Genomic DNA, 21,964 nt, shown 5'->3' with positions numbered 1-21,964 from the left:
CGGTGAGCTTGCCGGTGGCATCGACGGTGACGTTGCCGGTGTTGGTGACGCTCGAGCCCTGGTCGACGGTCAGCCAGCCATCCGCCAGCACCTTGATCGTGCCGCTGGAAGTATTGGAGACGGTCTCGTGGGCAAACGCGACCGTGCCCTTGACGTTGACCGTGCCGGAATTGTTCAGCGTGCCGTTCTCGATCAGGCTGGTGCCGTCGAGCTCCAGCGTGCCCAGAATGGCGACGGTGCCGCCATCGACCGTCCCTGTATCGACGATCAGCGTCGTGCCGGCATCGGCCTTCAGCGTGCCGCCGGCATTGTGGATCAAGGCGAGCGTCTTCAGCGTGCCGCTCGACAGCTCGATCATGCCCGAATTGGTGATCGTCGTGCCTTGGGCGAAATCGCCGCCACCCGCGAGCGTCAGATAGCCCGCATTGGTGAGCACGCTCGTGCCGAGAATCTCGGCCTTGCCACCGACGGACATCACGCCGGAAGCCGCGTTCGTGAAGATCGAGTCGGCGCTCATGTTGAGCGCGCCGGAAATCGTCAGCGAGCTCTGGTTGATCACTTTCGGTGGCGGACCACCGAAATCGTTCATCGTGATCGACTTGGCATAGGCGGCTGCGTCGATCGTCACCGGATAGGACGGCGTCAGCCCGTGCAGCTGATCGGTGATGACGATGACGTCGTCGTCGATGGTCGGGACGGTGCCGGTTTCCCAGTTCGCGGCGTCCTTCCAGAAGCCGCCGGAGGGAGCGCCGGCCTTGTCGGTCGCGATCCACACCACCGCGGCGGCATCGGTGCCGGTGATCGTGACGGTGATGGTCTGTTGCGAGATGGCGCCTTGCGAGTCCGTGAGCGTCACGGTGTAGACCAGCGTCAGCACCTCGCCCTTCGGGATGAAGTCGGCGAGATAGACCGGCAGGTCTGCCAGCGACCAGTTGATGGTGCCGGTGCCGCTGCCCTTGCTGTCGGCGCCCGCCGCGATCGCAACCGACATCGCGCTCTGGAACGCCGCAAGCGGGCCCGGCGGAACGGTGCCGTCAGGCAGCGTCGCGCTTGTCAGCTTGACCGCGACCGTGTGGCTATCGGTGAGGTCGACATCCTTGAAGTTCAGCGTACCCGATGTCGGCACATCGCTGGCGAGCGGACCACCCGGCACGCTGGTGCCACCTTCGAACGTGATGGTCGGCACGTTGGTGGTGATCACCGGCTTGTCGTTGGTGCCTGTGATCGTGATGGTGATCGGAAAGGAGGTGGATTCCGGGTTTACCGCGAAATTGTTGCTGATGCGGACCGTGTAGGTCAGCGTCAGCGTTTCGCCGGCCGCGAGGAAGTCGAAGACGTGGTCGGGAATCGTGTAGGTCCAGACCGCCGAGCCGTTGTTGTTGTTCGCGGCATTGGCGGCCACGTCGATCTGGATCTGCGTCGCCGCGATGTCCTGCATCTGGAGCGTGGTGAGCGATCCGGTGACATCGTGCAGGCCCGCGTCCTTGTAGACGTAGTTGGGCGCGCCGGCGAGGCTCACCGACACTGTCGGCCGGTCGCCCAGATTCTGATCGACGAAGGTGATGCGGCCCGAGATCGTGTCGGAATGCGTCGTGTCGCCGGTGGTGTCTGCGCGCTCGGTCAGCGCGAATGCCGACGTCACATTACCGTTGAGATCGAGGCTGCGCGACTCGGGCGGGCCGGGAATGCGGTCGTTGGTCGGCGTGGAGGTGCCGGGGCCCTGCGGTCCCTGCGGATTGAGGTTCGCGAAAGTCACAGTCGCGGTGGCGCCGGTCGGCGTCTTGATCAGGAGACCGTCGCTGGTCTGCGTGATCGAGTCGGTGAAGTTCGTGGTCAGCTTGGTGTTGCTGTTGTTGTCCGTGAACTTCAGCGTGAACACGTCCGTGATCAGCTTCTGGATGTCCGGTGACATCAGCGCATTGGAAATCGAGACGTTGCCGCCGCTGATCTGGATCATCTGGCCGGCCTGGTTGACCGTCGCGATCGGCAGCAGCGTGACCTTGTCGAACAGGATGTAGGAGCCCGTCGTGCCGTTCGGCTCGACCAGCACCTGGAAGCTCGCCTCCGGCTGCGGATCGCCGCCACTGGGCGGAACGACGAAACGGATCTGGCTCAGCACCGCCGTGCCGCGGATGCCCATGGTGGCGACCGGCGTGTCGATCTTCATGTCGCCGTGCTTGGCGGTCTCGCCGGCGACGAAGGTGATGGTGCCCGCGACCAGACTGAGCAGCGAGGAGTTGCTCGACCCGTTGGGGTCGTAGACCATCTCGTTCAGCACCATCCGCGCATTGGAGGACAGGCCGAACACCGTACCGTCGATGAAGGTGATGCCGAGCGTGGAGTCCCCGCCGGTCGAGACCACGTCGCCCTTCTCGACATTGTCGCCGTTGTTCAGGATGACGGAGACGCCGTTGCGGACCGCGGTCGCGCTGCCGGAAAGCTTGGTGACGTGGCCAATGACCTGGGCCGCGGCAATGCCGGACGCGGCCTGTGCATATTGGACGTGGCCCGTCAGCGCGTTGACGATGTCGCCGGTGAGGTGAGCGCCATCCGGCGACGAGAGCGCCGCGCGCTTGTCGCCCCGGAAATAATCGTGAACCACAAACTCGTGACCGTCGTGGGACAGCACGAGATCGCTGCCCGCGCGCTTGAAGTCACCATGAAAGATCAGGTTCGGATCGGGAACAACGAACGCGCCGTCAGGCACGTGACCATGCGCTTTGGCCGTAAAGGAATCGACATGGGGGTCGGCAAGCGAGTGAGGACCCGCGCCATCCAAGAAAATCGCGGCGTCAAATTTGCCAGCGTAATTCAACAGGGCACCAAAAAAAGAGTTAAAATCTAAGTAAGTATCGATCGCCTAAGCTTGCTTATCATTACCAAGTCCTTAGCGAAACCATCTATTGCTTGTGTGATTTCGCATCACCCAGCGGTCGGCGCCCCTTCCCGGCCACGCCTCCCCAGAGGAAGCGGGGTATTTCCGGAAATATCTATAAGTAGAGTTTTGCTTATCCGAGCCCATTTTCGGTACCCCTATGTATTCGACTGTATAAATCGGGCAGCGAATACTTGCATCATCTTCCGTTCGTGGTGCCCCGCAGCATACTGCGGCAAATACGGAACCAAATCTGTGACCCAATTAACAGAACCGGTGAAATAGCGGGTCGTTAGCCATAGGGCGAGGAATCGGCGGCGGCACAACCAGTACCTGCAATTGGTTCCATTTCGCGGCAGGCACGCTCCAACTAGTCCCCGATTCGTAAAATTTTACGCAATTTGGACAGGCCGGTTTCAGCCTGTTGCCCGGTTTTGGGACCCCAGCCGGGCGCGTTAAGCAGAACAAAACGGCACGTCTCGCACTATCTCCGCGAAAGCAACAAAGCCCGGCACGACCAGGGGACCTGGCGAAGCCGGAAGGGGATGTCAGATGGAGACCGCTGCTCGCTCGCGCGCTTGGCGCGCAATCCTTGTGCTGTGCGGATTGATCCTGTGCGGATCGGCCGCCGAGCTTCGCGCCGGCACGCTGCTGTCGCCGGGAGCCGGTGTCCTCGTGCGCAAATCCGCCGAGCCGTTCGGCGTGTTCGCCTTCGCCATCTCCGCCGGAGGCGTGCAACAGAAATGGCTCGCGCTGAAGTCCAGGCTCGACGACGACATGGTACAGCTCGCACTGTGCGACGGCGACCGGGACAATTGCGCTTCGCCCGCCGCGCTGAAACTGCTCGCCATCGTCGACCAGGCCCGCAGCCGTGACGGCCGCGCGAAGCTGGGTGAGACCAACCGCGCCATCAACCTTGCCATCCGCGCCGCCGATGACGGTACCGAGGATGTCTGGAGCTCGCCGCTGGCGACCTTTGCCCGCGGTGCCGGCGATTGCGAGGACTATGCCATTGCCAAGCTCGCCGCGTTGCGGCTCGCGGGCGTCGCCACCGAAGACCTCCGCATCGTCGTGGTGCGCGACGTCAGGGCCGGCGAAGAGCATGCGGTTGCAGCCGCACGGCTCGACGGCCGCTGGCTAATGCTCGACAACCGCCGCATGGCAATGGTCGAAGACGACGCTGCACGGAGCTACCAGCCGCTTTTCGTGCTCTACCAGTCGGCCGTGATGAAATATGTCGACGAACCCGTGCGGTTCTCGATGGTCGTCCCCCAGGCGCATTGAACGATCTAGTAACCCACCACAAACCCATTTCGCCGCACGATCAGGGACGCTAGCATGGCGCGGGCTATGCGGGGGCGACTGGAATGCGGTTCATCGTGCTGACTGTGCTTGCGCTGCTGGCGTTTCCGGCGGCATCAGGCTTCGCGCAATCCGGCCCATCCGACCGCTCCATCGCCGACAGGCTGCCGCTGTTTGCAAAAAACAACTGCCAGCAGATCCGTGACCCCGGCAATCAATTGTTCTGCGGTGATGCCGAGCTTGCTGCCGCCGCCGAGAAGCTGAGCAGCGGAATCGAAGCGCGGCTTGCCCGTCTGCCCGATCGCCTGCCTGGAATCGAGGAGAATGCGATCTGGATCCACCAGCGCAATCTCGGTTGCGGCATCGTCGGCCAGACAGCGATCCGCACCGACGACTTCGACCGGGTGAAGGCATGTCTTCTCAAGGTGACCGAGGAGCGCGCCGCCATCGTGCGCGATCCGGATTTCGATTGTCTCGCGGCCAACACCGCCGCGGGCGCGCTGATCTGTGCGGACCCGACGCTGGCGCTCGCCGAGACCGAGTTGAACAGCCAGGTGCTCGGCCTGATCGGCAAGCTCGATCCGACCGCGGCACGGTTTGCCTTCGCCGAATATGGCCGGTGGACGCGGGAGCGCGATCGCAAATGCGGTCTGGTCGGTAAGGAGAACGTGCCGCTCGGGGAGCTCGAGTCCGCGGAAGATTGTCTCGCCGGCTATCTCAAGCACAGGACCGACGAGATCGCCGCCGCCAAGGGCGATGCAAAGAAAGTGTTCGGCCGGCAGGTTGCGGCCCGCCTGCCCGACTCCGACGCCGTCGACTTCTGCGCGGCGCGGATTCACGCCGCCAATTCCTGCGGCAATTTCCTCCGCATCAACCGCGTCTACGCGCTCGACAGCCAGGTGATCGATCAGGAGGCGCAGGTCACCGGCGAGATCGAGATGGTCGTGCTGGCGCCTTTCGCCACCTGCAGCAAGGTCGCCACCACCTGTACCGGCACCTGCTGGGATTCCAGGACGGGCCGTCCGCAGCCGAGCGCCGGCAACAAGGAGCGCTCCGGAGAAGCCTTCAACGTCACGCGCCGCCTGAGAATCCAGCGGACCTTTGCCTTCGTGAAAGCCGCCGACGGCTGGCGCTGCCGGGAAGACGAACTGGCCCCGGTGAATTCCGGCACCGCGGGCGGAGGGTCGTAAGGGCTTCCCCCTCTCCCTCGCCCCGTTCTTACGGGGCCGCGACGAGCTTTGCTCGCGCTGAGAGGGTCGAGGTGGGGGGGTGCTTCCGCAAAGACGGCGAGAAGACGGACTCGCGGAGACCGCCTCTCGGCCGGAATTTGCTGGCGCAAATTCTGGCCTCTCCCCGCGCGCGGGGAGAGGCGGAAAAATCAAAACATCAGATTGTCCTTCACCAGAACCCAGCGGCCGCCCTTGACCTGCTGCACCTGGGTGATGGTGTTGGCGAGGTGGTCGGTCTTGGAGAACTTGGTCGGCGGCGAGTTGAAGATGTCGAGGAACTTGTCGCCCGACTCCAGCGAGTCCAGCATCTTCTGGCCGGTCAGATCCTTGCCCGCCTTGTTGGCGTAGAACGCAAACGTCGTCACCGCATTGTAGCCGATGATCGCCTGGGTGTTGGCGTCGGTGTTGAACATCTTCTTGTAGTTGATGAGCCAGTCGTGGACCTTGCCCTTGGCTGTGTCCTCGTAGGGGATTTCGAAGCCGCTCGCTGCATAGAGGCCCTCGACGGCGTCCTTGCCGAGCGCCGGCACTTCCAGCACGTTGGTTGGCGTCGCCCCCAGGAAGGTGACGTCCCAGCCGAGCTTCTTCGCTTCCGTCATGGCGCCGATGGTTTCCCGGATCACGGTGCCGAGAACGACGAGGTCGCAGCCGTCGGACTTCATCTTGGCGATCTGCGCGCTGAAGTCGGAAGCTCCGCGCTTGTAGCTCGTCACCGACGCCGGCTGCAGCTTCATGGCCGTCAATTGCTGGGTGAAGCCGTCGAGCACGTTCTTCCCGTACTCGTCGTCCTGATGCATGATGCAGGGCTTCGCAAAATTCTTCCACTCCACCATGTATTTCAGCGCGGCGCGCGTGCTCTCGACGTAGGGCAACAGGTTGTTGAACTTCAGACGCTCCTGCGGCTTGGCCGGGTCGAACTTGAAGGTGAACTCGGCCGCCGTCAGCGGGAAGAGCTGGAGCACGCCGGCATCGAACAGAATGTCCTGGGCGGCGAGCGTCGGCGCCGATCCCATCGAGCCGATCATGACGAATATCTTGTCGCGCTCGACCATCTTCTGCGAGGCCAGAACGCCCTTCTTCGGATCGTAGCCGTTATCCTCGAGGATCATCCTGATCTTGCGTCCATGAATGCCGCCGGCGGCGTTGATCTCCTCGACCGCCATCTTCATGCCGTTGGAAACAGGCACGCCCCAGACCTTGATCGGTCCGGACAGATCCTGATGAGTTCCGATGACGATCTCGGATGCCGAGATACCCTCATTCGTAACCTTGGTTTGCGCCGCGGCCGGCAGACAGGTGAGCGCGACTGCGCCCATAGTAAGGCCGAACGCTCTCAACGATCTCGACATTGACGTCTCCTCTCCTGAAGGCCCGTGTTCGACGAAGGGCGGGGGCCATAGCTCCTTCGCTTTCTCGAAAACGATTATTCAAGCCACCGCCCGGGCGAGATACATCGCGTCGATCTCGGCGGCGTAGCGCTTGTTCACGAAACCGCGCTTCAGCTTCATGGTCGGCGTCAGCTCCTCGTCCTCCGGCGTGAGCTGGCGCTCGATCAGATAGAATTTCTTGATGGTCTCGACGCGGGCGAAATTGCCGTTGACGCCTTCGATCTCGCGCCAGATCAGGTCCTGGATCTCCGTCGCGCGGCACAGGCTCGCATAGTTGGTGAAGGGGATGTCGTGGTCCTGCGCGAACTTCTCGACATTTTCCTGGTCGATCATGACGAGGCAGGTGAGGTATGGGCGCTGGTCGCCGATCACCACGGCATCCGAAATATAAGGCGAGAATTTGAGCTGGTTCTCGATCTCGGACGGCGTGATGTTCTTGCCGCCCGAGGTAATGATGATGTCCTTCATCCGGTCGGTGATGCGGACGAAGCCCTCGTTGTCGATGGTGCCGACGTCGCCGGTATGCAGCCAGCCGCGATGGTCGATGGTCTCCGCGGTCTTATCCGGCTGGTTGAGATAGCCCATGAACAGGAAGTCGCCCTTGATCAAAATCTCGCCGTCGGGCGACAGCGCGACCTCGCCCCAGGACACCGCCTTGCCGACCGAGCCGAGCTTGATCCGCTCCGCCGGCATCATGGTGGCGACCCCGCAATTCTCGGTCTGGCCGTAGAGTTCGTGGATGCCGATGCCAAGGGCGAGATACCAGCGGATCAGCTCCGGTGCGATCGGCGCCGCGCCGGTGAAGGCGATGCGGCAGCGGTCGAGGCCGATCGTGCGGCGGATGTTGCGGAAGGCGAGCCGGTAGGCAAGGCTGTTGGCGAGGCGCAGCGACAGCGGCGGCGCTTTCCCTTCGATCTTGCAATCGACCATGCGGTAGCCGATGTCGATGGCGCGGCGGTAGACCCATTGCTGGAACGGTGTCGCATCCTTCAGCGCGATGGTGATGGCGGAATAGAACTTTTCCCAGATGCGGGGAACCGCGAGGAAGATTGTCGGCTGCACCTCGCGAAGATTGTCCGGCACGGTCTCCGGACTCTCGGCAAAATTCATCACCGAGCCGAGCGCGACCGAGATGTAATAGCCGCCGATGCGCTCGGCGACGTGGCAGAGCGGCAGGAAGATCAGCCGGTCCTCATCCTCCCGCGCCGGGATGAAATCGTTGGCGTGCCGCATCTGGTGCGTGACGCTGCGGTTGGCGTGCATGGCGCCCTTGGGCGGCCCCGTGGTGCCCGACGTGTAGACCAGGACCGCGAGATCGCTCGCGCTGCGGCTGTCGATCATCTCCTGCCACAGCGCCTCGCGGCCGGCCATATGGTTGCGGCCGAGCGCGCGAAACTCGTCGAGCGACATCACCATGTCGTCGGAGAACCCGCTGAGGCCCTCCATGTCGAACACGATGATCCTTTGCAGCGACGGACAGCGCGCGCGACAGGAGAGAATCTTGTCAAGCTGCTCCTCATCCTCGGCGAAGATCACTTTGGTGTGGGAGTCGTTGACGAGATATTCGACCTGGGACGATGCGTCAGTCGGATAGATGCCGGAGGAAACACCGCCGGCGCACAGGATGCCCATGTCGGCATGGACCCATTCCGGCACGGCATTGGCGATGATGGAGGCGACGTCACCCGGCATGAAGCCGGTCGCCCGAAGCCCGTAGGCAATCTCCTTCGAGATCGCGAGCCATTCGCGCCAGCTGGTCGGCTGCCAGATGCCGAATTTCTTCTCGCGGATAGCCGGCCTGCTGCCCCGCGTCTCCGCGGCGCACAAAAAGCTCTTCGCGATCGTATCAGCGACCGTCAGCACCGCCGGTCGGGCCATGCGCGTCTCCTCCTTGTCGCCTTCCCCTCCGCTGCCGCCTTGCCGGCGGTCTACTGTACGGATGGGCCAATCCATTAGCATCAAATGTTCAGCGCCACGTCTTCTTCTTTTTCCAGCGCCGCTCGCCTCTCGCGCCTTGTTCCTTGGCGCCAAGGTAGAATTCCTGGATATCCTGGGAATGCATCAAGCGGTCGCAGGTGTCGTTCATGACGATGCGGCCGATCTCCAGGACATAACCGTAATGCGCCGTCTCCAGCGCCACCTTGGCGTTCTGCTCGACCAGCAGGATCGACATGCCCTGCTCTTCGTTGACGCGGCGGATGATGGTGAATATCTCCTTCACCAGGATCGGCGACAGCCCGAGTGAGGGCTCGTCGAGCAGCAGCAGCGCCGGCCGGTTCATCAGCGCACGCCCGATCGCCAACATCTGCTGCTCGCCGCCGGAGAGCTGTCCGGCCGGCTGGTTGATGCGCTCCTTCAGCCGCGGGAAATAGCCGTAGACGCGTTCCAGATCTTCCGCAACGCCGTCCCGATCCCTGCGCGGATAGGCGCCCATCATCAGATTCTCGCGCACGGAGAGGAACGGGAAGACTTCACGCCCCTCCGGCACGTGGCTGAGGCCGAGCCGCACGATCCTGTCAGCCTCCATACGCTGGATCGGCTTGCCCATGAACTCGATCGAGCCCTTCTGCGGGTCGAGAATGCCGGAGATGGTCTTCAGCACCGTGGTCTTGCCGGCGCCGTTGGCGCCCAGCAGCGTGACGATGCGACCGCGTGGCACCTCCAGCGAGATGCCGCGGATCGCCATGATCGGCCCGTAATAGCTCTCGATGTTCGAGAGTTTCAGGATGATCTCGGGTGTGACAGCAGCGACCATCGCGTCAGGCTCCCAGATACGCGGCGACGACGTCGGGATGCTGCTGAACCTCGGCGGGTGAACCCATCGCCAGCACCCGGCCGTAGTTCAGCGCGATGACGCGATCGGAAACGCGGTTGACCAGCGACATGTCGTGCTCGACCATCAGCACGGTGACGCCGAGCTCGCTCTTCATGTCACGGATCCAGAACGACATGTCGCTGGTCTCCTCGACATTGAGGCCGGAGGACGGCTCGTCGAGCAGGATCAGCTTCGGTTCCGAGCACAGCGCACGCGCGAGCTCGATCACCTTGCGCACGCCGTAGGGAAGTCCCGAGATCAGCTTGTCGCGGTAAGGCTCGAGATCGAGGAACTCGATCACCTGCTCCACCCTGCGGCGATGCACCTTCTCGTTGGCCCGCACGCTCGGCAGGAACAGCAGCTCCTGCCAGAGCTGCGTGGTGGAATGGCGGTGACGGCCGACCAACAGGTTCGACAGCACGGTGGCGTTCTCGAAAAGCTCGATGTTCTGAAAGGTGCGGGCGATGCCGAGCCTTGCGATGTCGTAGGGCGGCTCTTCCGTGATGTCCTGGTCCTCGAAGAAGATTCGGCCCGAGGTCGGCCGGTAGATCCGCGAGATCAAATTGAAGATCGAGCTCTTGCCGGCGCCGTTCGGACCGATGATCGAGAGGATCTCGCCCTTCTCCACCGCGAACGACACCGCATCGACCGCTTTCAGCCCGCCGAAGTGCAATGAGAGATTCTCGGCGCGAAAGTAGCTCATCGGTTGCGCTCCGATTTCACGTAGATCTTCTGCCGCTTGAAGGTGGCGCGCTTGTAGAGCGGGAACAGCTGGAAGAAGAGTTTGATCTTGAGCCAGCGGCCGTAAAGCCCGAGCGGCTCGAACAGCACGAACAATACGATGATGATGCCGTAGATCGCGCCTTTCAGGCCGTTGAGCGAGGCGAAGGCCGCGACCTTGGACTGGACGTTGGCGGCACTCTGCGTGCCCGCTCCGAAGGTCGCTGCCATGCCGGCGATGATGCCGGGCATGTCGTCCTTGAGGTAGGTCAGGAACGGATCGATCATCACGATGAAGATCGCGCCCAGCACCGCGCCGTGCAGGCTGAAGGTGCCGCCGATCAGGATCACGATGATGAACTCGATCGAGAGCTGCAGCGTGAACATCTCCGGCGAGATGAAGGAGAGCTTGTGGGCGAACAACACGCCGGCAAAGCCGGTGATCGCCGCCGAGATCGCAAAGGACTTCACCTTGTACAGCGCGACGTTGACGCCCATGCTGCGCGCCGCGGTCTCACTGTCGCGGATCGCGACAAAGGCGCGACCGGTCGGCGAGCGCAGCAGATTGAGCGTGCCGACGATGGTCAGCACCAGCACGGCGAGGCAGAGGAAATAGAAGGCCGGGCTGTCGCGTGAGACTGTGACCCCGAGCAGCGACAGCGCCTTGACCCGCATGCCCTCGTTGCCATTGGTGACGCTTTCCCAGCGCGCCAGAATTTCCTCGACGATGAAGGCAAAGGAGATGGTGGCGATGACGAGGTAGATGCCTTGCAGCCGCAGCGCAGGGAAGCCGACCAACGCGCCGATCAGGCCGGTCAGGGCGCCCGCGGCAAGGAAATAGACGGGAAACGGCACACCATATTTCTGCAAATAGGCCGCCGTATACGCGCCAATCGCGAGAAACGCCGCATGCCCGAGCGAGGCCTGCCCGGTGAAGCCCGTCAAGATCAGCAGCGCCACCCCGACGGTCGCATAGATGCAGACGAAGACGAGCTGGCTCATCAGATAGCTTGAGACCACATAGGGCGCGATCAGCAGCACGGCCAGCAGGATGCCGTAGGAGACGACATAGCCCGAATGCGGAAACAGCCTGATGTCGTCCTCGTAGTCGGTCTTGAACAGGAAGCGCATGCGTTCAGACCTTCTTGCGGACGTGACGGCCGAACAGGCCTTCGGGCTTGAGCAAGAGCACGGCGAGCAGCACGACATAGGGCGCGACGTCCTTCCAGCCCTCGGCCAGATAGAAGCCGGCCATGCTCTCGATGACGCCGATCAGCACGCCACCGACGACCGCGCCGGGGATCGAGCCGAAACCGCCGAGCACGGCGGCCGGAAAGGCCTTCAGGCCAAGTACGAGGCCGACATTGGAATGGATGAAGGTGATCGGCGCCAGCAGCACGCCGGCGCAGGTCGCAACCGCCGCGCTGATCGCCCAGACGATCGACACCACGCGCTTGACCGGGATGCCCATGTAATAGGCCGCCAGCATATTCTCGGAACTGGCGCGCATCGCGGTGCCGAGCGTGGTCTTGTTGAAGAACAGCCAGAGCAGCGTGCAGAGGATGATCGTGGCCGCGATCACCGAGAGCTTGTCGTGGGCGAGCACCAGCGCGCCGATCCGGAGCACGCCCTGGCTGAAGGGCGTGTCGATCTTGAAATCGTCGGTGCCCCAGATCATGCCGGAGACCGAACGCAGGAAATAGCCGAGCCCGATGGTGGCCATGATGATGGAGAATTGCGGATAGCCGAGGATCGGCCGCACCACCACGCGCTCGGCCAGCATGCCGAACAGCGCCATCGCCGCCACCGCGCCGGCAAAGCCGATCCAGTAGTTCAGGCCCATCATGCCGATGAAGGTGAAGGCGAAGAAGCCGCCCAGCATCATCAAATCGCCCTGGGCGAAATTGACGACCTCGGTGGCCTTGTAGACGAGCACGAAGCCGAGCGCGATCAGGCCGTAGACGCAGCCGAGCGCAACACCGCTGACCAGCTGCTGAACGAAATCCAGCATCGCCGCGCATCCTCCCGACACAACCGGCGGTTCTTCCTGACCGCCTTGCCGCATCTTGTGTTCAGTCGCTACGCAGTCGTTTCGCTGCGTTCGCGCCATTCGTCCCTTCGCCAATTCAGCCTGAACCGCCAAGCGCTGTCAACAAACGGTGACTTGCCATTGGTCCAAGGGGCATGCCGGAATTAGCGGCAGCGCGATTCACGGTGCCGAAACATCTTGGGGTCATGGTCGCGGGCGATGCAAAACCGCATGGTGTGGCCGTCATGAAGCCGGACAGCTCGGCGCTCGAAATTTTGGGGTTAACGAAGCGTTTTGACCGTTTGGCGGTCGATAACCTCGGTCTCACCATCCATGCCGGCGAATTCTATGCGCTGGTCGGCCCCAACGGCGCCGGCAAGACCACGACTTTGCGCATGGTTGCAGGCCTGCTCAGGCCCGATGCCGGGGCGGTCTCGATCTTCGGCATCGATGCGCTCCAAAACCCTGTTGCCGCCAAGCAGGTGATGGCGTGGGTCTCCGACGAGCCCATGATCTACGACAAGCTCACCCCGCTTGAATATCTCGAATTCGTCGCCGGCCTCTGGGGCATCGCGCCATCGGTCTCGGAACCGGTCGCGCAGGAACTTCTGAGCTCGCTCGGGCTCGAGCCGCACCGGCACGAACGCTGCGAAGGCTTTTCCAAAGGCATGCGCCAGAAGGTCGCTCTCGCCGGCGCCCTGGTGCACGATCCCCGCCTCATCATTCTCGACGAGCCGCTGACGGGGCTGGACGCCGTCTCCGCCCGCCATGTGAAGGGCCTCCTCAGCGAGCGCGTTCAGGCCGGCTGCACCATCATCATGACGACACATATTCTGGAGGTCGCCGAACGCATGGCCGACCGCATCGGCGTGATCGCCTCGGGCCGCCTCGTTGCCGAGGGCACGCTGACCGAGCTGCGTCAGCAGAACGGCCACGCCGACACCAGCCTGGAAGATCTCTTCATCGCGCTGGTGACGCTCCAGGAAGCTGCATGAGCTCGGCCACCGCGCTCTCCTGGTTTGCCCGCCACGAGCTCCGGCTCGCCTGGCGCGAATGGTTCGCGATGATGACCGGCGGGCGGCGCAAGCGGACGCGCGCCGCAATGATCGGCCTGCTGTTTTTCGCAGCACTCCTGCACGTGCCCGCCTGGGCGGTGATCGGCCGCTTCGCCGACCTGCAATTGCCGCTCGACAAATCCTCGTTGATCGTGATCTCGGCGACGATCTTCCTCGCCTGGACACTGATGCTGTCACAGGCGATCGAATCGGTGACGCGGGTGTTTTACGCCCGCGCCGACCTCGACCTGATCATGTCCTCGCCCGCGACGCTGGCCAATCTGTTCTCGGTGCGCATTGCCGCGATCGCGCTGACCGTCACGGTGATGGCGCTGCTGTTCTCGACGCCCTTCATCGACGTGCTGGTGTTCGGCGGCGGCCCGCGCTGGCTTGCGGCGTTCGGCGTCGTGGTCGCGATGGGCCTGTCGGCCGCGGCGGTCGCGATCGCCATCACCATCGTCCTGTTCCGCCTGATCGGACCGGCGCGGACACGTTTCGTCGCGCAGATCCTCGCCGCGATCATCGGCGCCGGCTTCGTGATCGCGCTCCAGGTCGCGGCGATCATGTCCTATGGCACGCTGTCGCGCTTCACCATCCTGACCTCGGGGAGCGTGGCCGCCCACGCGCCCGATGTCGACAGCATCTGGTGGTGGCCAGCGCGGGCGACGATGGGCGACACCGCGGCACTGATGCTGCTTCTGGCGCTCGGACTGGTGCTGCTCGGCAGCGTCATGGCGATCTTCTCGGGCCGCTTTGCCGACACCGCGATCGATGCCGCCGCCTACGGCAAGGCCGGCAGCAAGCGCGCGAAGGAGCGCCCGTTCCGCGGCGGATCGCGGCAGCAGGCGCTGCGGCGCAAGGAGTTCATGTTGCTCCGGCGCGATCCCTGGCTGATCTCGCAGACGCTGATGCAGCTGCTCTATCTGGTGCCGCCGGCGCTGCTGCTGTGGCGCAGCTTTGCCGACAGCTCTGCCGCGCTCACGCTGATCACGCCCGTCATCGTCATGGCGGCGGGACAGCTTGCCGGCGGGCTCGCCTGGCTGACGATTTCGGGCGAGGACGCGCCCGACCTGGTCGCGACCGCGCCGCTGACGCCATCAGGCGTCATCCGCGCCAAGATCGAGGTGGTGCTGATCGGAATCTCGGTCATTTTCTGCCCGCTGATCGCAGCCCTCGCTTTCGCTTCACCGTTCCAGGCCGTAGTCAGCGCCGGCGCTGTCATCATCAGCGCGGCCTCCGCAACCGCGATCCAGCTCTGGTTCCGGGTCCAGGCCCGGCGCAGCCAATTCCGCCGCCGCCAGACTTCTTCACGGCTTGCGACCTTTGCCGAAGCCTTCTCATCGATCGGCTGGGCCGCCAGCGCCGCGTTGCTGCTCGCCCTCCCCATCGCCGGTCTCATCAGTGGCCTGATCACCGCCAGCCTCGTCGCCATCACCTGGAAGTTCAGCCCACGGCGTGAATCATAAAAGGCCGGCGTGAGGGTGCGACACTGACGCGCTGTTGATCGCGCCCAGTTGGCCACACGCTGCATTGCACGCTAGACTTTCCCCTGAAGTCATCGGGGACGGATCATGCGGCGACTGGTTTCGGCGGCTCTGGCGCTATCAGGCGCATTCCTCTCACCTGCCGTCGCCCAGCAGCCCCAGCGCAGCGAATGCCTGGCGATGGCGAATGCGGCGCCGCGCGCGATGCCGGTGACGTTTCGGCAGACGGCAGCCGCGGCGGAAGTCGAGATCACCTATGCCGGCCACTCCACCTATTTCATCGACACGCCCGGCGGGTTGCGTATCGCGACCGATTATAGCGGCGCCTACCAGGTCGGACGGTTGCCCGACGTCGTCACCATGAACCGGGCGCACGGCACGCATTACTCCTTATTTCCCGACAAGCGCATTCCCCATGTGCTGCATGGCTGGGGCGAGGACGGCAAGCCGGCCATCGTGTCGGAGCGGATCGGCGACACCTTCATCCGCAACGTCACCACCGACATCCGCCGCTATTTCGGCGATGATTCCGGCACCAACATGATCCGCGACGGCAACTCGATCTTCATCTTCGAGGTCGCGGGCCTCTGCATCGGCCATCTCGGCCATCTCCACCACAAGCTCGACGACAGCCACTTCGCCCAGATCGGGCGGCTCGACATCGTGATGGTGCCGATCGACGGCACCTACACCATGTCGCTCGACGGTGTCTCCGAGATCACCAAGCGGCTGCGCGCCTCGGTGGTGCTGCCGATGCACCGCTTCGCCACCCCGCTCGACGAGTTCATGCGGCTGATCGGCCAGCAGTTCGAGATCGACCGGCGCAGCGAGCGCTCGTTTCGGATCACACGGGATGCGCTGCCGACGACGCCGACCGTGATCATCCTCGACGGCGTCTGACGCGCAATTTTCTCCAAGTCGGCTGTCGGCCGGTCGTGCTGATCTCCTCGCAACAGGAGACCGCCATGACCGACTTTGCGAGATTGTTGCACGCGGACGGACCGAATCCCGAGCACGCGGCAGCGCTTCAGCTCTACGGCCGCTTCGTCGGCGATTGGGAGGCCGGGATCACCGCCCATGGGCCCGATGGTACGGAACACACCGCCCCCGGCGAGATCCATTTCGGCTGGGTGCTGGAGGGCCGCGCCGTGCAGGACGTCTGGATCATTCCGCGCCCGGCAGGCAGCCCAGCCCTGCCGATCGCCGGCAATTGGTACGGCACGACGTTGCGGGTCTACGATCCCTCCATCGATGCGTGGCGGATTTCCTGGTTCGATCCCGGCCGCAGCGTATTCCGTCAGCAGATCGGCCGTGCCCGCGGCGCCGACATCGTGCAGGAAGGCACGACCGATACAGGCGACCTGACGCGCTGGAGCTTTACAGAGATCACAGCCGATTCCTTCCATTGGCTTGGTGAGGTCAAGCCTGCCACGGCAAAGGACTGGCGGCTGGTGGTGGATGTGAGGGCGAAGCGGCGCAAGGGTTGACCACACGGCCGCTGTGCTCGCGATGACGGGTGCGGTTGCGCAACGCGCTCTGCTGTGTCGGAGGACGAGGTGCTAGGCTCCCGGCCCAAGAAGCATGCATAGAGGGAGCGAACGCCGATGGCAGCAAGCGGTCTGCCCGCCAACACGAGCGGGCTATTCGTCGCGCCGCGCGAGGAATGGCTCGCGCTGCATCAGGAGGAGATCATCGATCCCGCACGGCCGATCGTCGATCCCCATCACCATCTCTGGAATCGCGGGCACCGCTATCTGATCGAGGAGATGGCGGCCGATATCGCCTCCGGGCACAACATCATCGCCACCGTCTATGTCGACTGCCGCTCGATGTATCGCGCACACGGGCCCGAGGCATTCCGGCCCGTCGGCGAGGTCGAGTTCGCCAACGGCGTCGCCGCGATGAGCGCAAGCGGCGGTTACGGCAGGGCCGCGATCTGCGCCGGCATCGTCAGCCACGTCAATCTGCTGCTCGGCGACGCCGCAAAGCCGGTGCTGGAGGCCGAGATTGCCGCCGGCAACGGGCGCTTCCGCGGCATCCGGCATTCCTCGGCCTGGGACGAAGACCCCATCGTCGCCGGCATGTATGCGAACCGACCGCAGGGATTGTTGCAAGACCCGACGTTTCGCAAAGGCTTTGCCTGCCTCGCACCGCTGAATCTCAGCTTCGATGCCTGGCTGTTCCATCCGCAGATCGGCGAGTTGACTGAACTGGCCCGCGCATTCCCCGGCACCAAAATCGTGCTCGACCATTGCGGCGGGCCGGCCGGCATCGGCCGCTTTGCCGGGCGGCGCGGGGAGGTGTTTCCACAATGGCGCGCCGCGATCCAGGAGATCGCGAAATGCGAGAACGTGGTGGTGAAGCTCGGCGGGCTCGCGATGTGCCTGCTCGGCTATGACTTCCATTTGCGCGACAGGCCGCCGTCATCCGAGGAGCTTGCCGCGGCCTGGCGGCCCTATGTCGAGACCTGCATCGAGGCATTCGGCGCGAAGCGCGCGATGTTCGAGAGCAATTTCCCGCCGGACAAGGGCCAGTGCAGCTACCAGGTGATCTTCAACGCCTTCAAGCGCATCGCAGCGTCCCTGAGCGAGGCCGAGAAGATGGCGCTGTTTTCGCAAACCGCGACCGACGTCTACCGGCTCGAATTGCCGTCATGACGAGAGGAGGGGCCGGGATGTTGATCCCGACCCCACTTCCGTCGTAGCCGCTGGGAAGCGTCCTTGAAATGTTGCTGTTGGAGCTCTAACCGGCACCCATCAGCGAGGCTGGGCGGCGCTCGCCGGCGGAGACGAACATCCGCTTGAGCCTGTTGACGACGCGGATCAGGAAGCCGATCATCACGGGATTGGTCTTGCGGCAGAAGGCGATCTTCTTGACGTGGCCTTCGACATGCCATTTGGCATGCGCGCCGTCGCGGAAGAAAATGACGTCGCCCGGGCCGTAGCGCTTCGGCGGCATGCCGTCGCTTTCGAGCACGATCGATCCTTCCATGATCATGATCGTCTCGTCGATATCGTAGTACCAGTTGAAGCGCCCTTCGGTGCAGGCCCAGATGATGGTTGAGGCGGTGCCGTCAACGCTGGTGGACAGGATGTGCGAGCGCGACACCGGGTTGCCCTCGATGATCCAGGACGGCTCGATCGGCCGCAGCTCGAGGTCCACATTGCAACTACCAATTTCAATCAATGAGCGCGACATCTGTTTCCCCAAGGGATAATATGAACGGCCGGGTCTCGGCCCGGATTGTTTCAAAAGATGTTGGAACGCTAGTAGCCGGTTTTTAATTCTTTGTTACGCAGGCCCCGACAATCAGCCGCAAGTTGCAGACGCGAAGCGGTTAACGTCGCGATTCCCCTGCATTCTCGTGCACATGAACCCATCTTTTTCGGGGTGCGACAAAGTGCGCGTAAGTGACAATCGAAGGAGCCATGCCGATGCCCCTCACCCCGGAGGTTCTGACAGCCCAAGGCGAGGCCGTCGCCTGGCTCGGCAGCCTCGACGTCTCCTTCGCAACCGACGAGGAGCCATGGTTCACCGTCGACGGCATCGACAGCCCCCGCCAGATCGGCAGCGACGGCTCCGGCGGCGCCTTCATGCTGCTGCCGTCACAGCATATGCTCTACGTCTCATCGGAAGGCCGCGCGGGCATTATCGCGGAGAATTTCGAGGCTTTCGTCCAGCTCGTCGTGGCGCGCCCCTATTGGCTCGACATCCTCAAATTTTCCGCCGGCGGTGACCTCGAGGAGATGCGGCGCGCGGCCGATGCGCTGGAGGCGACGCTCGACGACGAGGACGACATCAACGAGGCCCGCGAGGAAATCCGCAGGGGCCTCGCCTTGCCCGAGGCGAACGATCCCGTCGGCGCGCTCTACGACGCGGTCGCGGCTTCCGACGCCATCGTGCGGGCCACCGACGGCAGCCCGTTCACGACGCTGTTCAACCGCTTCAGCATCGACAGCAGCCCGATGCTGCGCAACGCGGCGGCGTGAGAAAAAATCCTACTTCGCCCACTCGCCCTTGCGGAATACCGGCACCTTGCTGCCGTCGGCGAGAATACCGTCGATGTCGGTCTCGGCGGACCCGATCATCCAGTCGATATGGATCAGGCTCTGGTTGCCGCCTTGCGCGGCGATCTGCTGCGGCGTGAGCTGCGCGCCGTTGACGAAGCACTTCGAATAGCACTGGCCGAGCGCGATGTGCGAGGCCGCGTTCTCGTCGAACAGCGTGTTGTAGAACAACAGCCCGCTCTGCGAGATCGGCGAGGAATGCGGCACCAGCGCGACTTCGCCGAGACGGCGCGCGCCCTCGTCGGTGTCGAGCACCTTGTTCAGCACCTCCGCGCCGCGCGAGGCCTTGGCGTCGACGATCCTGCCGTCCTCGAAGCGCACCGCGATGTTGTCGATCAGCGTGCCCTGGTAGGACAGGGGCTTCGAGCTCACGACATGACCGTAGACCCGCCGGCAATGCGGCGTGGTGAAGACCTCTTCGGTCGGGATGTTGGCGTTGCAGCTGATGCCGTTCTTGGAGAGCGAGGCGCCGCCTTCCCATTCATGGCCGTCGGCAAGTCCGATGGTGAGATCGATGCCGGGACCGGAATATTGCAGCGCGCGAAAACGCTGGCCGTTGAGCCAGTTGGTGCGCTCGCGCAGCACCGCATTGTGGCTCGCCCAATTGGCCGGCGCGTCCTCGCGATCGACGCGGGACGCCGCGAAGATCGCGTCCGCAAGCTTACCGATCGCGACGTCCTCGGAATCGTTCGGAAACACCAGCTTCGCCCAAGCTGCGCTCGGATAGGCAATGATGTTCCAGTTGGTGTCGAAATTGACAATCTTTTCCAACGCCGGCTGATAGGCGATGGAATTGGCCTTGCTGGCGCGCGCGACCTTGGACGCATCTTCGCCCGACAACAGCATCGGGTTGTCGCCGACGATGGCAAGCCGCGCGGTATTCTCCGAGAACGCCTTGGCCATGCCCTCATAGAGCCAGTTGGCGGCGCGATCGAAGCTGCTGTCGTGACCGTGGCGATAGCGCGCCAGCGTCATCTCTTCGTCGGAGAGTATAGGCGTCACGATGCCGGCACCGGCCTTGTAGGCATGCACGGCGATCCGCCGCACCAGCGGCAACGCGATCGCAGGCGCCGTCAGGAGCAGATCCTGTCCCGGCCGCAAGCCCAGGCCCACCTTCACCGCCACCTCGGCCAGCCGGTCGAGCTTCACGGGATCGATGGGGGTGGAGGTGATGCGTTGATCAGTCATGCCAGATCCTCTGCAGAACGTCTTTCGCTTCATCTAAGTCTAGCATCGCGAGACACAAGTGTGCGAGTGCCTTGCGACACGGGAGATACGCAGTTTCGCGCATTTTGGTTTTCAACGCGTTGCCGATTTCAGCACCCGATCGACCATGGCGGGAGCAAGGCCGAGGTAATTTTTCGGTGATGTGAGCGCCTCGATCGTGGCACGGTCGATTCTGGCAGAGACGCGGGCGTCGGACGAGAGCGCGTCCGCCAGGCTCAGACCTTTCTCATTGGCGAGCCGGCAGGCGTCATAGACCACGTCATGCGCCTCCTGCCGCCCGATCTCGGGCGCCAGCCCCATCATGACCGCCTCGGCCACGATCAAACCGCGGCTGAGGGCCAGATTGTCGTTCATCTTCGCTTCGTCCACGATGAGGCCGGCGAGCGCGAACTTCGCCTGGTGCAAGGCGCCGGCGGTCAGCGCGAAGCTTTCGGGGATCGCCATCCATTCGGCGTGCCAGGGACCGGTGGCGCGCTCGAAATCCTGCACCATGGCATCCAGCATGAGGCCGGCGTGCTGGCGCACCGCCTTGGACGCCGCGAGCATCAGTTCCGAGGAGATCGGGTTGCGCTTCTGCGGCATGGTCGAGGAAGCGCCGCGCCCCTTGACGAAGGGCTCGTAGACCTCGGCGAATTCGGTCGAGGCCATGATCATGATGTCGAGCGCGATCTTGCCAAGCGAGCCGGTGACAAGCGCAAGGAAATTCACGGTCTCGGCAAAGCCGTCGCGTGCGACGTGCCAGGTCGAGGCGGGGACGCCGAGCTTCAGTTCAGCGCAGAGCGCTTCCTGCACCTCAAACCCCTTGTCGCCGAGCGACGCCAGCGTGCCGGCCGCGCCGGCGAACTGGCCGACCAGGACGCGCGGCTTCAATTGTGCCAGACGTTCGGCGTGGCGGTCGAACATCGCAAGCCAGATCGCGGTCTTGTAGCCGAAGGTGACCGGCAGCGCCTGCTGGAGATGGGTGCGGCCCGCCATCGGCGTGTCGCGATGGCGCTTCGAGAGGTCGGCGAGGATTTTACGCAGCGCGGCGATGTCGTGTTCGACGATCTCGAGCCCGGCGCGCAGTTGCAGCACCACAGCGGTGTCCATGATGTCCTGCGTGGTCGCGCCCCAATGCACGTAGCGGCCGGCCTCGCCGCATTGCTTCACCATCTGATGCACCAGGGGCAGGATCGGATAGCCGACGACATCGGTCTCCAGCCGCAACAGATCGAAATCGAGCGCGGCAACATCGGTCCGCGCCGCGATCTGGTCGGCAGCCTGCTGCGGGATCACCCCGCACTTCGCTTCCGCCTTCGCCAGCGCTACCTCGACCTCGGCATAGCGCCCGAGCGTCGCGACGTCGGAAAACACCTCGCGCATCGCAGGTGTGCCGAAAGCATCGCGGAACAACATGGAATCGAGCACGGTGGTCGAGGCATGAAAAGCGGGCATGGACGTTTCTTTATGGTTGGCGTTTGGTATGGAGGGCAGCTTACGCAGGGGGCGCGGTTCGGCAATGGGCATTCGGGCGTCCAACGTCGTCATTGCAAGGAGCTTTTGCGACGGAGCAATCCAGACTATCTCCCTGGCGGGATTCTGGATTGCTTCGCTGCGCTCGCAATGACGGGAGGACGCCGCAACAATCCGGCCGAAACCGCCTTTTTCTAACCCAGGCTGCATTCCCACTCGAAAACCGCATGGCTGCCATCACGCGATCGTGGTGAACCGGTTCGACCGTTCGGCGGACTCACAGACTTCAGTCGAAATCCGTTTTGATTTTATCATTGCCGA

The 21,964-nt window shown here is 63.6% G+C and carries 19 protein-coding genes; 9 read left to right on the top strand and 10 right to left on the bottom strand.

The annotated features are described in order from the left end of the window. On the bottom strand, positions 1 to 2,707 hold a 2,707-nt coding region (locus IVB31_RS18250; RefSeq protein WP_247324769.1), incomplete at its 3' end, for a VCBS domain-containing protein. Between IVB31_RS18250 and IVB31_RS33660 the strand changes: the two genes are divergently transcribed. From IVB31_RS33660 to IVB31_RS18235, 3 genes are all read left to right on the top strand, one after another. Next, entirely contained in the window at positions 2,594 to 2,845 is a 252-nt protein-coding gene (locus tag IVB31_RS33660) for a hypothetical protein (protein ID WP_247324830.1), read from the top strand. The genes IVB31_RS18250 and IVB31_RS33660 overlap by 114 nt on opposite strands. 582 nt (positions 2,846 to 3,427) lie before the next feature. Beyond that, the gene (locus IVB31_RS18240; protein ID WP_247324767.1) at positions 3,428 to 4,159 is read left to right on the top strand and encodes a transglutaminase-like cysteine peptidase; all 732 of its coding nucleotides are present in this window, start codon (positions 3,428 to 3,430) and stop codon (positions 4,157 to 4,159) included. 83 nt (positions 4,160 to 4,242) lie between these two features. Beyond that, a complete protein-coding gene (locus tag IVB31_RS18235; RefSeq protein ID WP_247324759.1) occupies positions 4,243 to 5,367 on the top strand; it encodes a lysozyme inhibitor LprI family protein in 1,125 nt (374 codons plus the stop codon). A 188-nt stretch (positions 5,368 to 5,555) separates the two neighbouring features. Here IVB31_RS18235 and IVB31_RS18230 read toward each other — a convergent pair whose 3' ends face one another. The 6 genes from IVB31_RS18230 to IVB31_RS18205 form a co-directional block, all read right to left on the bottom strand. Continuing rightward, on the bottom strand, positions 5,556 to 6,755 hold the full coding sequence (locus IVB31_RS18230; RefSeq protein ID WP_247324757.1) for an ABC transporter substrate-binding protein: 1,200 nt from the start codon (positions 6,753 to 6,755) through the stop codon (positions 5,556 to 5,558). 78 nt (positions 6,756 to 6,833) lie between these two features. Next, entirely contained in the window at positions 6,834 to 8,672 is a 1,839-nt protein-coding gene (locus tag IVB31_RS18225) for an AMP-dependent synthetase/ligase (RefSeq protein WP_247324753.1), read from the bottom strand. 88 nt (positions 8,673 to 8,760) lie between these two features. Further along, positions 8,761 to 9,549: an ABC transporter ATP-binding protein gene (locus IVB31_RS18220; RefSeq protein ID WP_247324750.1), complete on the bottom strand. Its 789-nt coding sequence runs from the start codon at positions 9,547 to 9,549 to the stop codon at positions 8,761 to 8,763. A 4-nt stretch (positions 9,550 to 9,553) separates the two neighbouring features. Then, the gene (locus IVB31_RS18215; RefSeq protein WP_247324739.1) at positions 9,554 to 10,312 is read right to left on the bottom strand and encodes an ABC transporter ATP-binding protein; all 759 of its coding nucleotides are present in this window, start codon (positions 10,310 to 10,312) and stop codon (positions 9,554 to 9,556) included. Further along, entirely contained in the window at positions 10,309 to 11,460 is a 1,152-nt protein-coding gene (locus IVB31_RS18210; RefSeq protein ID WP_247324736.1) for a branched-chain amino acid ABC transporter permease, read from the bottom strand. Before IVB31_RS18210 ends, IVB31_RS18215 begins: the two co-directional genes overlap by 4 nt. 4 nt (positions 11,461 to 11,464) lie before the next feature. Beyond that, positions 11,465 to 12,340 carry a branched-chain amino acid ABC transporter permease gene (locus IVB31_RS18205; protein ID WP_247324734.1) on the bottom strand — a complete coding sequence of 292 codons (876 nt, stop codon included), beginning with the start codon at positions 12,338 to 12,340 and terminating at the stop codon, positions 11,465 to 11,467. Positions 12,341 to 12,603: 263 nt separating this feature from the next. On the opposite strand from IVB31_RS18205, the gene IVB31_RS18200 reads away from it, so the two are divergent. The 5 genes from IVB31_RS18200 (at position 12,604) to IVB31_RS18180 (ending at position 17,554) form a co-directional block, all read left to right on the top strand. Beyond that, positions 12,604 to 13,353, top strand: coding sequence for an ABC transporter ATP-binding protein (locus tag IVB31_RS18200; protein WP_247324828.1), 750 nt, complete (start codon positions 12,604 to 12,606; stop codon positions 13,351 to 13,353). After that, on the top strand, positions 13,350 to 14,879 hold the full coding sequence (locus IVB31_RS18195; RefSeq protein WP_247324733.1) for a permease: 1,530 nt from the start codon (positions 13,350 to 13,352) through the stop codon (positions 14,877 to 14,879). The genes IVB31_RS18200 and IVB31_RS18195 overlap by 4 nt, the downstream gene beginning before the upstream one ends. 105 nt (positions 14,880 to 14,984) lie before the next feature. Next, entirely contained in the window at positions 14,985 to 15,797 is an 813-nt protein-coding gene (locus IVB31_RS18190) for an MBL fold metallo-hydrolase (protein ID WP_247324730.1), read from the top strand. A gap of 65 nt (positions 15,798 to 15,862) precedes the next feature. After that, a complete protein-coding gene (locus IVB31_RS18185) occupies positions 15,863 to 16,384 on the top strand; it encodes a hypothetical protein (protein WP_247324728.1) in 522 nt (173 codons plus the stop codon). A gap of 117 nt (positions 16,385 to 16,501) precedes the next feature. Continuing rightward, positions 16,502 to 17,554, top strand: a complete 1,053-nt coding sequence (locus tag IVB31_RS18180) for an amidohydrolase family protein (RefSeq protein WP_247324726.1) — start codon at positions 16,502 to 16,504, stop codon at positions 17,552 to 17,554. Between the two features lie 85 nt (positions 17,555 to 17,639). Here the strand turns inward: IVB31_RS18180 and IVB31_RS18175 are convergent, their stop codons facing one another. After that, positions 17,640 to 18,095: a cupin domain-containing protein gene (locus tag IVB31_RS18175; protein WP_247324723.1), complete on the bottom strand. Its 456-nt coding sequence runs from the start codon at positions 18,093 to 18,095 to the stop codon at positions 17,640 to 17,642. 236 nt (positions 18,096 to 18,331) lie between these two features. Here IVB31_RS18175 and IVB31_RS18170 point away from each other — a divergent pair, with 236 nt between their 5' ends. Beyond that, positions 18,332 to 18,886 (top strand): hypothetical protein, encoded by a 555-nt coding sequence (locus tag IVB31_RS18170; RefSeq protein ID WP_247324722.1) that lies wholly within the window; start codon positions 18,332 to 18,334, stop codon positions 18,884 to 18,886. 9 nt (positions 18,887 to 18,895) lie between these two features. Here IVB31_RS18170 and IVB31_RS18165 read toward each other — a convergent pair whose 3' ends face one another. Together IVB31_RS18165 and pcaB are read right to left on the bottom strand one after the other, a co-directional pair. Further along, positions 18,896 to 20,152, bottom strand: a complete 1,257-nt coding sequence (locus tag IVB31_RS18165) for an aminopeptidase (RefSeq protein WP_247324721.1) — start codon at positions 20,150 to 20,152, stop codon at positions 18,896 to 18,898. Positions 20,153 to 20,263: 111 nt separating this feature from the next. Continuing rightward, positions 20,264 to 21,625, bottom strand: a complete 1,362-nt coding sequence (pcaB, locus tag IVB31_RS18160; protein ID WP_247324720.1) for a 3-carboxy-cis,cis-muconate cycloisomerase — start codon at positions 21,623 to 21,625, stop codon at positions 20,264 to 20,266. Positions 21,626 to 21,964: the final 339 nt, after the last annotated feature.

This window comes from Bradyrhizobium sp. 21, assembly GCF_023073335.1.
GTDB lineage: Bacteria > Pseudomonadota > Alphaproteobacteria > Rhizobiales > Xanthobacteraceae > Bradyrhizobium.
Note: the sequence above shows the minus strand (reverse complement) of the source record. Positions and strands in the feature narration are given on the sequence as shown.